This is a genomic window from Xanthomonas sp. NCPPB 2864 (assembly GCF_056675615.1).
In genome coordinates, this window is the sequence record NZ_JBWWVS010000002.1 from 92362 (window position 1) to 106706 (window position 14345).

The 14345-nt window shown below is 68.1% G+C and carries 9 protein-coding genes and 1 pseudogene; 4 read left to right on the forward strand and 6 right to left on the reverse strand.

Annotated features, from left to right (window positions below):
* Window positions 1-40 precede the first annotated feature (40 nt).
* Entirely contained in the window at window positions 41-943 is a 903-nt protein-coding gene (locus AC1KVE_RS05445; RefSeq protein ID WP_046345548.1) for a LysR family transcriptional regulator, read from the reverse strand.
* A gap of 97 nt (window positions 944-1040) precedes the next feature.
* Between AC1KVE_RS05445 and AC1KVE_RS05450 the strand changes: the two genes are divergently transcribed.
* Window positions 1041-2231, forward strand: a complete 1191-nt coding sequence (locus AC1KVE_RS05450) for an MFS transporter (protein WP_016904528.1) — start codon at window positions 1041-1043, stop codon at window positions 2229-2231.
* Window positions 2232-2361: 130 nt separating this feature from the next.
* Here AC1KVE_RS05450 and yccS read toward each other — a convergent pair whose 3' ends face one another.
* The 3 genes from yccS to purH form a co-directional block, all read right to left on the reverse strand.
* Window positions 2362-4575 (reverse strand): YccS family putative transporter, encoded by a 2214-nt coding sequence (yccS, locus tag AC1KVE_RS05455; RefSeq protein WP_046345550.1) that lies wholly within the window; start codon window positions 4573-4575, stop codon window positions 2362-2364.
* A gap of 116 nt (window positions 4576-4691) precedes the next feature.
* The gene (gene purD / locus AC1KVE_RS05460) at window positions 4692-5987 is read right to left on the reverse strand and encodes a phosphoribosylamine--glycine ligase (protein ID WP_054592421.1); all 1296 of its coding nucleotides are present in this window, start codon (window positions 5985-5987) and stop codon (window positions 4692-4694) included.
* Window positions 5988-6107: 120 nt separating this feature from the next.
* A complete protein-coding gene (purH, locus tag AC1KVE_RS05465; RefSeq protein ID WP_046346203.1) occupies window positions 6108-7691 on the reverse strand; it encodes a bifunctional phosphoribosylaminoimidazolecarboxamide formyltransferase/IMP cyclohydrolase in 1584 nt (527 codons plus the stop codon).
* 74 nt (window positions 7692-7765) lie between these two features.
* Here purH and AC1KVE_RS05470 point away from each other — a divergent pair.
* The 3 genes and pseudogenes from AC1KVE_RS05470 to AC1KVE_RS05480 all read left to right on the forward strand — a co-directional run.
* Window positions 7766-7894 (forward strand): annotated as a pseudogene (locus tag AC1KVE_RS05470) (CDP-alcohol phosphatidyltransferase family protein); the annotation flags it as partial.
* A gap of 119 nt (window positions 7895-8013) precedes the next feature.
* Complete coding sequence (locus AC1KVE_RS05475; protein WP_184381108.1) at window positions 8014-8328, forward strand: hypothetical protein; 315 nt, start codon at window positions 8014-8016, stop codon at window positions 8326-8328.
* Between the two features lie 144 nt (window positions 8329-8472).
* Window positions 8473-12339 carry an Ice nucleation protein gene (locus tag AC1KVE_RS05480; protein WP_481092547.1) on the forward strand — a complete coding sequence of 1289 codons (3867 nt, stop codon included), beginning with the start codon at window positions 8473-8475 and terminating at the stop codon, window positions 12337-12339.
* Between the two features lie 324 nt (window positions 12340-12663).
* Here AC1KVE_RS05480 and fis read toward each other — a convergent pair whose 3' ends face one another.
* A complete protein-coding gene (gene fis / locus AC1KVE_RS05485) occupies window positions 12664-12936 on the reverse strand; it encodes a DNA-binding transcriptional regulator Fis (protein WP_002804983.1) in 273 nt (90 codons plus the stop codon).
* A 116-nt stretch (window positions 12937-13052) separates the two neighbouring features.
* Window positions 13053-14198, reverse strand: a complete 1146-nt coding sequence (locus AC1KVE_RS05490; protein ID WP_481092546.1) for a DUF3426 domain-containing protein — start codon at window positions 14196-14198, stop codon at window positions 13053-13055.
* Window positions 14199-14345 lie beyond the last annotated feature (147 nt).

Below are 14345 nucleotides of genomic sequence, written 5' to 3' on the forward strand. Positions count from 1 at the left end.
CTAGCAGGCTTCCACGGCGCGCTGGTGCATGCAGACGCGCTCAGCGCGGCGCGCGTGCCGATGACGCACGTCGCGCGGCCTGGGCGCGCAGCAGCGCCATGAAGGCCCGTGCGGCCGGGGTGGGATCGGGCCGCCACACCGCATAGGTCAGAAAGCCGAAGCGCTCCTTCAGCGCAACCGTCACCACCCCGCGCATGGCCGTGGCCATGGTCTGCGGCACGATGCCCACGCCCAGGTCGGCGGCGACCAGTTCGCGCATCAGATCGGCATGGGTGACCTCGTATTGCTGGCGCTGCCGCAAGCCGGCCTGCGCGAAGGCCGCATCGACGATGCCGCGCACGCCGGCGCCGGCGATCAGCCCGGCCATCGGTTCGTCGTCCAGCTCGGCCAGCGCCACCCGCTTGCGCGTGGCGAAGCGATGGGTGGGCGCCACGATCAAGGCCAGGGCTTCCTCGTGCAGCAGCAGCCGCTGTTCCGGCACCGCGACCTGCGGGCCGACGCCGACCAGGGCCACATCCAGCCGGCCTTCGCCCAGGTCGTGCAGCAGGGCCTCGCTCATGGCGGTGCGCAGGTGCACGTCCACCCGCGCATGCGCGCTGCGAAAGGCGCGCAGCAGCGTCGGCAGCTGCACGGTGGTGAGCGAGGAGATCTGCCCCAGCGTGAGCCGGCCGCGCACCGTGCCCAGGGCCTGGGCCATTTCCTCGTGCAGGCGTTCGGCCGCGCGCAAGGTGGCGCGGGCGTTGTGCAGAAACACCTCGCCGGCTGCGGTGGGCCGCACCTGGCGGGTGCCGCGCTCGAACAGGCGCGCACCGAGGGATTCCTCGATCTTGGCGACCTGGTGGCTGAGCGCCGATTGCACGGTGTTGCACCGGCGTGCGGCGGCGGTGAAGCCGCCTTCCTCGGCCACGGCCACGGCGAACTCCAGTTGGCGCAGGGTCAGCATGCGATCTCAAAACGCGATGGACACGGTGAAAACAATACATTGGAAAGATGCCGCGTCGCTGCCCACACTGCGCCCATTCCTACAGCAGGCACCTGCCATGACCGTCGAACCGATTGCCCACCCGCCATTGCCGCGCCGACTGGTGCTGCTGATGGCCGCCGCCACCGGGCTGGCGGTGGCAAGCAACTACTACGCCCAGCCCTTGCTGGAGACGCTGGCGCAGGCGTTCGGGATCCAGGTGCGCAGTGCCGGGGCGGTGGTGACCGCTGCGCAGCTGGCCTACGCGGCGGGGCTGCTGTTGCTGGTGCCGCTGGGCGACCGGCTGGAGCGGCGCGGGCTGATCGTCGGCCTGTTCGTGCTCAGTGCGCTGGGCCTGCTGGTGAGCGCCGCCTCGCATAGTTTCGGCATGTTGCTGGCCGGCACGATCGTCACCGGTGCCAGCTCGGTGGCGGCGCAGATCCTGGTGCCGTTTGCCGCGACCCTGGCCGCCCCGCACGAGCGCGGGCGGGTGATCGGCACGGTGATGAGCGGCCTGTTGCTGGGCATCCTGCTGGCGCGCACCGCGGCCGGGGTGCTGGCCGGCGTTGGCGGCTGGCATACGGTGTACTGGATCGCCTCCGGCCTGTTGCTGGTCACCGCCTGGCTGCTGTGGCGCGGGCTGCCGCGGCACCCGGGCAATGCGCAGCTGTCGTATCCGCAGCTGGTGGGTTCGGTGCTGACGCTGCTGCGCGACGATGCGGTGTTGCGCTCGCGTGCGGTGCTGGGCGGGCTGATCTTTGCCGGCTTCAGCATGTTCTGGACCACGCTGGCGTTCCTGTTGTCCGGGCCTGCGTATGGCTATGGCACGGCGGTGATCGGGCTGTTCGGCCTGATCGGTGCGGCCGGCGCGCTGGCGGCCAACCGTTCCGGTCACTGGTCCGATCACGGCCATGGCGACCGCGTCAGCTGGGGCGGGCTGGTGATGCTGCTGCTGTCGTGGGGATTGCTGGCGTTTGCGCCGCAGTCAATCGCGCTGCTGATCGTCGGCGTGCTGCTGCTGGATATCGCGGTGCAAGGGGTGCACATCGCCAACCAGAGCGTGATCTACCAGCGCAATCCGAACGCGCGCAATCGCATCACCTCGGCCTACATCACCTGCTACTTCATCGGCGGTGCGGTGGGATCCACGCTGGGCACGGCGGCATATGCGCAGGCCGGCTGGAACGGTGTGGTGATCGGTGGGGCGGTGCTGGCGGTGGCGGCATTGGGCTGGGTGGGACTGAGCGTGGCGCGCAAGCACTGGAAGTAGGTGCATTGCCGGAACGGCGCCGCGGCCATCGGATCAAGTGGCCTGCGCGCGCACCGCGGTACGTCGGCGTCGCCGCCCACATCGATGCGGCAGTGGCTGCGCGGCGTGCATGCGCCCCACTGACGACGCGCTAGGCCTTGCTGCTCGCCAGACGCGGTGCGCCCTCTGCCGGCGCGGTGGTGACCGCCAGGGCAGCGGCGCGCAGTTTGGGCAGCAGTCGCAGGGTCAGTGCCAGCTGGTCGCGCACCAGGCGCTGCTTGGGCGGCAGTTGCACGGCATGCTGCTCCAGCGCTTCGGCAGTGGCGATTTCCTGGCTTTCGTCGTGCGCCGGCAGCGGCTGGCGTTCGCGCAAGGCGGTGGCGATTTCGCTCAGCGCGCGCTGCAGGTAGTCGCCGGCCTGCGCGATGGCGGGATCGTGTTCGCCATCGAGTGCGGCGCGATGCGCGCCGAGCGCAGACAGATAGCCGAGCAAGGTGTTGGACAGCGCCAGGAAGCGGAAACCGGCATCCAGGTTGCGCCGATAGCGGCCCGGTTCGCGCAGCATGTTGGACAAGGCCACCGACAACGCGGCATCGGCGTTGTGCATGTCGCGGCGCGCGATGCGGTAGGGCAGGTCGTCGCGCATGCCGCTGGCGTATTGCTCCAGCACCTGGGCCAGATAGCGCGCGCAGCTGGCCAGCACCGTGGCCATCACCTGGTTGAGGCGGCGGCCCTGCCAGTCCGGCAGGATCAGGAACGAGGCGGCCGCGGCGATTGCGCAACCGATCAGCGTGTCGATCAGGCGTGGCCAGATCAGCACGAAACCATCGCCAAGTAGGTTGAAGCAGAACAGCGCCATCACGGTGATGCCGGCGGTGGCCAGCATGTAGCGATCGGTGCGGGTGATGAAGAAGATCAGCGCGGCGGCCAGCGCCAGCAGCAGCTGCACTTCGGTGCCGGGGAACAGCTGCATCAGTGCCCAGGTGGCGACCAGTCCGATCAGGGTGCCGGCGATGCGCTGCACCAGCCGCAGGCGGGTGGCGCCGTAATTGGGCCGGCACACGAAGGCGGTGGTGAGCAGGATCCAGTAGCCGTTGTCGGCATGGATGGACTGCATGATGGCGTAGCCGACCACCAGCGCGATGGCCATGCGCAGGCCGTGGCGGAACAGCACCGAGCCGGGCGTGAGTTGCTGCATCAGACGCGCGGCCATTTCGCGCAGGGTGTGCGGCGAGGAGTCGCGCAGGCGGGTGTCGAGGTTGTCGCTGGTGGAATCGGATTGCGCCGCTTCCGACAGCTTGCGCTCGATGCTCTGCAGGTTGGTCACCAGCAATTCCAGCGCGCCGAGCAGACGCGCCAGTGCGGGGTCGGCACGCGCGTGCAGGTAGTCCAGCGATTGCCGCAGGTCTTCGGTGGCCAGGCGGCTGTTGTCGCCGTAATCGAACGGATGGCGCAGGCGGATCGCCTCGCCCAAGGCGGCGCAGGCCTTGCCCTGCAGCGCGAGCAGGCGCTGGCAGCGGTACAGCACGTCGCTGTGGAAGAACGCGTCGGTCAGCGCTTCGTAGGGATAGTGCGAGGAACTGGCGCGCTCATGGAATTCCTGCGCCATGTAGTACAGGCGGAAATACAGGCCCGATTGCACGCCCGGCCGCCCCGAGCGGCCGAAGCGGCTCATGATCGCGGTCTTGGCGGCGTTGAGCGCGCCGACCACCTTGGCGTTCTGCTCGGCCAGCGCCAGCCGGCGTGCGTGCAGGTCGCTCTGCCGCACCGGTTCGAACAGGTCGGCCTTGAGCTTGAGATAACGGCCCAGCTCGAAGAACAGCCGCGACAGCCGCTCGCGTACCGGGCGATTGGCGAACAGCAGGGTCCACAGGATCGACAGCACGCCGTACCAGGTGGCGCCGATCAGCAGCAGCATCGCGCCATGCCAGGCGATCGACGGATCGTGGCTGCCGTGCTGGTCCATGCCGATCATGGCGTAGATCGACAAGGCCACGGTGGCCTGCGCGATCGAGGCGTAGCGCTCGCCCAGCGCGCCGAGCAGGGTCAACGAGAAGGTCGCCACCGCCATGCCGGTCACGAACGCCAGCGGATACGGAAACAGCAGTACCACCGCCGCGGCGGCGGCGGCGAAACACAGCAGCGACAGCAGCACCGACTTGATGCGGCCCAGCCAGTTGTCGTCGGTCTCGGCGATGGCGCTGGCGATCGCGCCCAGGAACAGCGCCGGCACCGCGGTGAGCTGCTGCCAGTGCCAGCACACGCCCATTGCCACCGCCAGTGCGATGAACACACGCAGGCCATAGCTGGCCTTTTCATGGGCCCACAGGCGGCTCAGGCGGGTTTCGAAGGAAGAAGTGGCCACAGTCTCTGCAAGGCAAGGTGCCCGGGCATTATTGCCGCAGGCACGCGCCATCGGGGTGGAGGGCGGCTAGTTCTTTGTCAGTAGCCGCGTTGTCGCAAGTGCCTTAGGCAGGCCGCTCAGGCCTGTGCGCCCTGCTCGCGGGCGATCGCACGCCAGCCGATGTCGCTGCGCTGGAAGGCGCTGGCCCAGTGGATCGGCTGCAGACCTGCATAGGCATTGCGCTGCGCTTCCAGCACGCTATCGCCCAGCGCGGCCACGCACAGCACGCGGCCACCGGCACTGACCACCTCACCGTTTGCATTCAATGCGGTGCCGGCATGGAAGACCTTGGCGGTGGCCGGCACCGCGTCCAGGCCGCTGATGACCTCGCCGGTGATCGGGGCTTCGGGATACGGCCTGGCGGCGATGACCACGCCCAGCGATGGGCGCGGGTCCCACTGCGCCTGCGCGGTGTCGAGCTTGCCGTCGATGGCGGCGTCCAGCAGATCCACCAGGTCCGACTGCAGGCGCAGCATCACCGGCTGGGTTTCCGGGTCGCCGAAGCGCACGTTGAACTCGATCACCTTGGGCGCGCCATGCGCATCGATCATCAGCCCGGCGTACAGGAAGCCGGTGAACGGCACGCCGTCGGCGATCATGCCTTGCACGGTCGGCTCGACCACCTCGCGCATGACGCGTGCATGCACCTCGGGCGTGACCACCGGGGCCGGCGAGTACGCGCCCATGCCGCCGGTATTGGGGCCGATGTCGCCATCGCCGACACGCTTGTGGTCCTGGCTGGTGGCCATCGGCAAGGCGTGGGTGCCGTCGACCATCGAGATGAAGCTGGCTTCTTCGCCATCGAGGAATTCCTCGATCACCACGCGCGCGCCGGCATCGCCGAACGCGTTGCCCGAGAGCATGTCGCGGACCGCGTCTTCGGCCTCGCTCAGCGTCATCGCCACGATCACGCCCTTGCCGGCGGCCAGGCCGTCGGCCTTGACCACGATCGGCGCGCCTTTCTCACGCACGTAGGCCAGCGCTGCGTCCACCTCGGTGTGCACCGCGTAATACGCGGTGGGAATGCCATGGCGTGCCAGAAAATCCTTGGCGAAGGCCTTGCTGCCTTCCAGCTGCGCGGCCTTGGCGGTGGGCCCGAAGATGCGCAGGCCCAGCGCGTGGAAACGGTCGACCACGCCCAGCACCAGCGGCACTTCCGGGCCGACCACCGTGAGCGCCACGGCTTCGCGCTGCGCCAGCGCCAGCAGGCCATCCAGATCATCGACCTTGATGGCGACATTGCGGCACTTGGCTTCGGTCGCAGTGCCGGCATTGCCGGGTGCCACCAGCACTTCGCTCACCTGCGCGGACTGCGCGATCTTCCAGGCCAGGGCGTGTTCACGGCCGCCGGAGCCGATGACGAGGATTTTCATGTAGGTGCCGAGATTGGGGAGTCGTGATTGGGGATTGGTTGAAGCAAGGCAGAGACCGGAAACAGGAGAGACCAGAGCGACGTTGCCACTCCCGAATCCCCACTCCCGAATCCCGGCACGTCAGTGCCTGAAATGCCGCACGCCAGTGAACACCATCGCGATGCCGTGTTCGTCGGCGGCGGCGATCACTTCGCCATCGCGCATCGAGCCGCCGGGCTGGATCACCGCCTGGATGCCGGCCGCAGCGGCGGCATCGATGCCGTCGCGGAACGGGAAGAACGCATCCGACGCCATCACCGAGCCGGCCACCGTGAGCTTGGCTTCTTCGGCCTTGAGCGCGGCGATCTTGGCGCTGACCACGCGGCTCATCTGCCCGGCGCCCACACCGATGGTGCGGTGGTCCTTGGCGTAGACAATCGCGTTGGATTTGACGTACTTGGCCACGCGCCAGGCGAACAGCAGATCGCCCAGTTCGGCCTCGCTGGGCGCGCGCTGGGTGACCACGCTCAGTTCGCCCAGCGACATGCCGCGGTTGTCGGACGACTGCATCAGCAGGCCCGAGCCGATCCGCTTGGTGTCGTAGTTGTTGAGGCCGTTGCCGTGCGGGATCTTGAGCACGCGCACGTTGGCTTTCTTGGTCGCATAGTCGAGCGCGCCCGGCTCGTAGTCCGGCGCGATCAGCACCTCGACGAACTGGCGATCCAGAATCGCTTTCGCAGTCGCTGCATCCAGGGTCTTGTTGAAGGCCAGGATGCCGCCGAAGGCGCTGGTCGGGTCGGTCGCATAGGCCAGCTCGTAGGCATCGCCGCAGCCTGCGCCCACCGCCACACCGCAGGGGTTGGCGTGCTTGACGATCACGCAGGCCGGTGCATCGAACTGGCGCACGCATTCCCACGCCGCGTCAGCATCGGCCAGGTTGTTGTAGCTCAGTTCCTTGCCCTGCAACTGCTGGAAGGTGGCCAGCGTGCCCGGCACCGGGTACAGGTCGCGGTAGAACGCGCCGGCCTGATGCGGGTTCTCGCCGTAGCGCAGGTCCATCACCTTGACGAAGTTGGAATTGATCTGCGCCGGGAACGGGCTGCGCGTGGGCACGTTTTCGGTGCTGTCGGCCACCGCCGACAGGTAGTTGCTGATCGCCGCGTCGTACTGCGCCACGCGGTTGAACGCGGCCACCGACAGCGCAAAGCGCCTGGCCGCCGACAGCTGGCCGTCGTTGGCGTCGAGTTCGGCCAGCAGCTCGGCGTACTGCGCCGGGTCGGTGGCCACCGCCACGCGGGCGAAGTTCTTCGCCGCGCTGCGCAGCATCGCCGGGCCGCCGATATCGATGTTTTCCACCGCATCGGCCAGCGTGCAGTCGGCCTTGGCGGTCACCGATTCGAACGGATACAGGTTCAGCACCAGCAGGTCGATCGGCACGATGCCGTGTTCGGCCATCACCGCTTCGTCGATGCCGGCGCGGCCGAGCAGGCCGCCGTGCACCAGCGGGTGCAGGGTCTTGACGCGGCCGTCCATCATCTCCGGGAAACCGGTCAGCTCGGCGACGTCGGTGACCGGCAGGCCCGCCTCGCGGATCGCCTTGGCGGTGCCGCCGGTGGACAGCAGCGCGACATTGCGCGCTGCCAGCGCGCGGGCCAGATCGATCAGGCCGGTCTTGTCGGAAACGGAGAGCAGGGCCCGGCGCACGGGCAGGAGATCAGAGGCCATCGGTGGGGGATATCAAAGCGGAGCAGCCCATATTGTAGGCCGCGCCGGCGCTTGAATGGACCCGAGCGCCCGCAATGGCGTCGATCCATGCGCTGAAAAGGCGCTGCCAGGCGCTGCTGCGGCCGATGGCGGGCGCGCTGTCGCGCGGCGGCATCAACGCCGACCGGGCGTTCGCGGCAGCGGTGGCGTTGCTGGTGGCCGCCGCGGCATGCGCTGTGGCGGGGCATGAACGTGTGCCACCGCGACGGGATTCGATGATTGCGCAAAACTCTTTTTGGTTCCGGTCGTGCACTGACGAACACAATCCGGAGCCGGTCGCAGATTGATCAAAAAGACCTGTCTTCGGGCGTGGAATGCATGCCTGTTCTTCGGTCATGCGCACCTGTCTTCTGCTACGGCGACAGTTGCCAGCGCCGGGCTGACCGACGATCTGTGCTCGCTGATCGATTCACTCAACCGGTTCACCAGCAACGACGCTTTCGGCGAGGCGTCCCGTCGCTACTTGCTGCAACGGCTGTCGCGCAGGAGCCAGCCTTGCCATCACTCCCCGCTGCGTCTTGCCGTCACGGCCGTCCATGACCCTGCGATTCAAGCAAGACACCGCAGCGCGCGTGCGCCTTGTGGCGTTCGTCGATGACCAACCGTCGCAGTGCCGGTACTGCCCTTGCCAATGGGCCGATCCGTCTCGCCCTCACGGCGGGACGCTCCGCACCCGTTCGTCGGCCAGGGCATGCATGCCGGTTTGCGCAGCTGCTCGGAACATTCCTATGAGATCACCCTTATGAATCGCGAAAAAGTCTTGGCATTACGCACCTGCACCAACAACATGTCCGATCACTGCGGGCTGATCTGGCCGCAGTCGGGCAGTGTCGAATGCCGGCATTGGCAACCCAGCATCAAGCAGGAAAACGGCCTGACCGGCCTGTTGTGGGGACAGGGAACCAATGCGCATCTGAACATGCATGCCGATGCGCACTGGGTGGTCTGCATGGTCGATACCGCCGACATCATCTGGCTGGGCGAGGAGGGGATGATCAAGTTTCCCCGGGCCGAGGTGGTCTACGCCGGCAGCCGTGCCGGTGCCATGCAGTGCATTGCCGCGGGCATTGCGCAGCACGCGCCGCCCCAGCCGGAGCCGCCGGTAACGCCGGTCATTGCCGCGGATTTCATTCCCAAGGCAGCGCAGGCGCAATTCACCGCACCGCTCGTCGAAAGCGCTGCACATTCCACCGCGCCAATGCCGGTTGCGACCCACGGCATCGATCCACAAACCGCACAAGCTACAGCTGCGATCCTGCGCACACGCGAAATCGCCACCTACGGCAGCACGCTCACCGGCGCCGATCAGAGCCAGCTGATCGCAGGCTATGGAAGTACCGAAACCGCGGGTAACGGCAGCGAGTTGATCGCCGGCTATGGCAGCACCGGCGTGGCCGGATCCGACAGCACCATCGTCGCCGGCTACGGTAGTTCCCAGACCGCAGGCGGCGGCAGCACACTGACGGCCGGCTATGGCAGCACCCAGACCGCGCGCCATGGCAGCGATCTGACTGCAGGCTACGGCAGCACGGAAACCGCGGGTGCAGACAGCTCGTTGATCGCCGGCTATGGCAGCACGCAAACTTCCGGCGGCGACAGCTCGTTGACTGCCGGTTACGGCAGCACCCAGACCGCGCAGAACGGCAGCGACCTCACCGCAGGCTACGGCAGCACCAGCACCGCGGGCACCGACAGCTCGTTGATTGCCGGCTATGGCAGCACCCAGACTTCGGGCGGAGAAAGCTCGCTGACCGCCGGCTATGGCAGCACGCAGACCGCGCAGGACGGCAGTGACCTCACTGCCGGCTACGGCAGCACCGGCACCGCAGGTGCCGACAGCTCCCTGATTGCCGGTTATGGCAGCACGCAGACCTCGGGCAACGACAGCTCGCTGACGGCGGGCTACGGCAGCACGCAAACCGCCCGCACCGGCAGCGACCTCACCGCGGGTTACGGCAGTACCTCCACCGCCGGTGCGGACAGCACGCTGATCGCCGGTTATGGCAGTACCCAGACCTCCGGCGGCGACAGCTCGCTCACTGCCGGTTACGGCAGCACGCAGACCGCGCGCAAAGGCAGTGATCTGACCGCCGGCTATGGCAGCACCTCGACGGCCGGTGGCGACAGCACCTTGATTGCAGGGTACGGCAGCACCCAAACCTCTGGCGGTGACAGCTCACTCACCGCCGGCTACGGCAGTACGCAGACCGCGCGCAGCGGCAGCGACCTGACCACCGGTTACGGCAGTACCTCCACCGCCGGCGCCGACAGCACGCTGGTCGCCGGCTATGGCAGCACGCAGACGTCTGGTGGTGATAGCTCGCTCACCGCCGGTTACGGCAGCACGCAAACGGCGCGCAGCGGCAGCGACCTGACCACCGGCTATGGCAGCACCTCCACCGCCGGCGCCGACAGCACGCTGATCGCCGGCTATGGCAGTACGCAGACCTCGGGCGGTGACAGTTCGCTCACTGCGGGCTACGGCAGCACGCAAACGGCGCGCAAGGGCAGCGACCTGACCACCGGCTACGGCAGTACGTCCACGGCCGGTGCCGACAGCACCTTGATTGCCGGTTACGGCAGCACCCAGACCTCGGGCGGGGAAAGCTCGCTCACCGCCGGCTATGGCAGCACGCAGACCGCGCGCAAGGGCAGCGACCTCACCACCGGCTATGGAAGTACCTCGACGGCTGGTGCCGACAGCACGCTGATTGCCGGTTATGGCAGTACGCAAACCTCGGGCGGCGACAGTTCCCTGACGGCGGGATATGGCAGCACGCAGACTGCCCGGAAAGGTAGTGACCTCACTGCCGGCTATGGCAGCACCTCCACCGCCGGTTCGGACAGTTCATTGATCGCCGGCTACGGCAGCACGCAGACGGCCGGCTTCAAGAGCATCCTGACCACCGGCTATGGCAGCACCCAGACCGCGCAAGAGGGCAGCATGCTCACTGCCGGCTATGGCAGTTCTTCCACCGCAGGCGCGGACAGCTCGTTGATCGCCGGCTACGGCAGCACCCAGACGGCCGGCTTCAAGAGCATCCTCACCGCCGGCTACGGCAGCACGCAGACCGCGCAGGAGCGCAGCACGCTCACCACCGGTTACGGCAGCACCTCGACGGCAGGGCATGACAGTACGCTGATTGCCGGCTACGGCAGTACGCAGACCGCCGGTTACAAGAGCATTCTCACCACCGGCTATGGCAGTACCCAGACCGCGCAGGAAAGCAGTTCGCTGATCGCCGGCTACGGCAGTTCCTCCATGGCCGGCCCGGACAGCTCGCTGATCGCAGGATATGGCAGTACCCAGACCGCCGGTTACGACAGCACCCTGACTGCCGGTTACGGCAGCACCCAGACCGCGCAGAGCAGCAGCTGGTTGATCACCGGTTACGGCAGTACCTCCACTGCCAGCTTCCAGAGCTCGTTGATTGCCGGCTATGGCAGCACGCAGACGGCCGGTTACGAAAGCACGCTGACCGCCGGCTACGGCAGCACCCAGACGGCGCAGGAAATCAGCTGGCTCACCACCGGTTACGGCAGTACGCAAACCGCCGGCCATGGCAGCATCCTGACTGCCGGTTACGGCAGCAATTCCACCGCCGGCTACGAAAGTACCCTGATTTCCGGCTATGGCAGCACGCAGACCGCCGGTTACGAAAGCACCCTGACCGCCGGTTACGGCAGCACGCTGACCGCGCTGGAAAACAGCTCGCTCACCGCCGGCTACGGCAGTACCGAAATCGCCGGGTTTTCCAGCACCCTGATCGCCGGTTACGGCAGCAGCCAGACCGCCGGTGGCGACAGCACGCTGACTGCCGGCTATGGCAGCACCCTGACCGCGCAGGACAACAGCTCCCTGACAGCAGGCTACGGCAGCACCGAAATCGCCGGGCAGGACAGCTCGCTGATTGCCGGCTATGGCAGCAGCTTGACCAGTGGCGTGCGCAGCTATCTGACCGCCGGCTACGGCAGCAACCAGATCGCCAGCTATGGCAGCTCGCTGATCGCAGGACACGAAAGTACCCAGATTGCCGGTCACCGCAGCATGCTGATTGCCGGCAAGCTGAGTTCGCAGACGGCCGGCTCGCGCAGCACGTTGATCGCCGGCATGGGCAGCGTGCAGACCGCGGGTGACCGCAGCAAATTGATCGCTGGCGCCGACAGCACCCAGATCGCTGGCGATCGCAGCAAGTTGCTGGCCGGCAGCAACAGCTTCCTCACCGCCGGGGACCGCAGCAGGCTCACCGCCGGCGATGACTGCACGCTGATGGCGGGCGACCGCAGCAAGTTGACCGCTGGCAAGAACAGCATCCTGACGGCGGGCGCCAACAGCAGATTGATCGGCAGCCTGGGCTCCACCCTGACCGGTGGCGAGGACTCGGTGCTGATCTTCCGCTGCTGGGATGGCAAGCGCTACACCAACATCATCGCCAAGACCGGGGAAGAGGGTGTCGAGGCCGACACCGCCTATCAGATCGATGACGACAAGAACGTGGTGGAGAAGTTCGACGATCCGTTCGACACGCTCGCCACCATCGTGCCGGACCATGGCAGCGGCCCGGCCCCGGCAGCGGATCAAGCAGCGGTGACGCAATTGCCGAGCTAAGCAGGCAACTCGCCCAGGCGATCGGCATCGCCGATCCAGCACTGCAGCCAACCGCCGGATCCCCGGCGGTTGGCCCGATCAGATGAAGAGCGCGCGCGAGACAGGGCACGCTGGGCGCGACGGAAGTCCTACGCCGAGGCGTGGGATCAAGAGCGAATACTTTGGGCAGCCCGCCCCGACATCAACATGCTGCGCATTCCACAACACGCAACGAGATCGTCCATCGGCCGCGTCATCACCAAGCGTGCCAGCGCAGCGCACTGCCAGCCCGCAGCACACCCCAACGCTCTAACGATTCCCCAATCCCGATTCCCGATTCCCGGCTTACGTCAGCCCGTACTCTTTCAGCTTCTTGCGCAGCGTGGCGCGGTGAATGCCCAGCATCGCCGCCGCGCGGCTCTGGTTGCCTTCGCAGTGGTTGAGCACTTCCACGAACAACGGGATCTCCATCTCGCGCAGCACGATTTCGTACACGTCGTCGGCGTCGCTGCCGTCCAGGTCGCGCAGGTAACGGCGGACGGACTGGGCCACGTGTTCGCGCAGCGGCGACTTCGGGGCGCCACGACTGGTGTCAGGACGAGAGGGGGCTGCGTTCAAAGGAGGTTTCCCAGTGTCACGAAGCCGGGACGCGTGGCCGGCGAGGGGGAGTGAGTCTAGCGCGTGACCTCCCCGCTCGCCACGCCCGTGTGGCGGTGGGCGCAGGTCGGGTCCGCTCAGCGGAAGTCGAAACTGAAGGCCGCCGTGCTCGCGGCCGGTTCGCGCACGCGAAACGCCACCTGCACCGCCTGGCCCGGCGCGAGCGTGTCCTGCGCGGCCGGCGGCTGGCCCAGATACTCCTGCGGCGCCAGCACGCGCGTGCCGATCACCCGCCCGTCGGCGTCGGACAGCGACAGCTGCAGCCACGGCCAGGCCTGCGCCCAGCGCGCCTCGTTGCGGAAGCTGGCCTGGATCTGCAGCACGCCCGGCACCCCGGGCAGCGGGCGCACCTCGCGATTGAGCAAGGTCAGCGCGCCCGGCTCGCGCCAGGCCGGCAGGGTGCAGCGCGCCACTGCACAGGCGGCGCTGACCAGCGGGCGCCAGCGCGCATCGGCGGCCAGCTGCGCACGGTCGGCGATGACGATCTGCAAGGCCAGCAGGCCGACCAGCCCGACCAGCAACGCCCATTGGCGGCCGCTGGCGCGCAGCCGTGGCCGGCTCAGCCCGCGGCGTGCGAATGCAGGCGCGGCCTGGGCTGGCAGTGGCTGGAACTGGGCGGGCGCCGCCGCGTCGGCAGCGTCCGCGTCGTTGTCGCTGGGCTCGGCGTCCGTGTCCGGAGCGGTGCCGGGTGCCGGCGGGGCGGCCAGGTCGGAGGCGGGAGCAGACGCGTTGCCGTGCTCACGCTGCCGGTCTGTGCCTGCCACGCCGCCTATCGCCACGCCGCGCGGATGCGCGGTGGCCGGCTGTGCAGGGGCAGTGCCGGCGAGCGCGTTGAGGGTGTCGCCGGGACCGGCCGCTGTGTCTTCGGCAGGATCGCCGGGCAGCTGACGCGTGGTCGCGGTGGTCCACGCCAACCGGTCCGGCTCGGCGGCATCTGCCGCGGCCTGGCCGGCATCGCCGGGTGGCAGCACGACGTCCACTGGCATCGAGTCGCTATGCGGCGTCGTCGCCGGTGGCGCAGACGGCGGCGGAACGAGCGGCGCCGCCGGGGCGGCCACCGGCTCGGCCAATGGTGCCGGCACCAGTGCGTCGGCCGGCACCGGCGGCGCGTGCAGCGACGCGTCGGCGGCAGGCACCACCGGGGTCGGGATCAGCGACGGGGCAGCCGGCGTCGCACGCAGGAACGTGGCCAGGGGGCGGCGCGGTGGCGGAGTCTCGGACATCGGCAGGCGTGCAGCGGGAAGAACCCTATTCAACCACGCGCACGCCAATGGGCGAACCCGGGTGCGTCATGCGTGCGGCCCGCAGCCGCAAGCGCAGATGCCGCTTCCATCGACTGCGGGGACGCATCCGGTTGGTTGGCCAACCGT

Bases quoted from the DNA above. Each gene is read 5' to 3' on its own strand.
- AC1KVE_RS05445 (WP_046345548.1), bottom strand. From the start codon at position 943: ATGCTGACCCTGCGCCAACTGGAGTTCGCCGTGGCCGTGGCCGAGGAA.
- AC1KVE_RS05450 (WP_016904528.1), top strand. From the start codon at position 1,041: ATGACCGTCGAACCGATTGCCCACCCGCCATTGCCGCGCCGACTGGTG.
- purD (WP_054592421.1), bottom strand. From the start codon at position 5,987: ATGAAAATCCTCGTCATCGGCTCCGGCGGCCGTGAACACGCCCTGGCC.
- purH (WP_046346203.1), bottom strand. From the start codon at position 7,691: ATGGCCTCTGATCTCCTGCCCGTGCGCCGGGCCCTGCTCTCCGTTTCC.
- AC1KVE_RS05480 (WP_481092547.1), top strand. From the start codon at position 8,473: ATGAATCGCGAAAAAGTCTTGGCATTACGCACCTGCACCAACAACATG.
- AC1KVE_RS05490 (WP_481092546.1), bottom strand. From the start codon at position 14,198: ATGTCCGAGACTCCGCCACCGCGCCGCCCCCTGGCCACGTTCCTGCGT.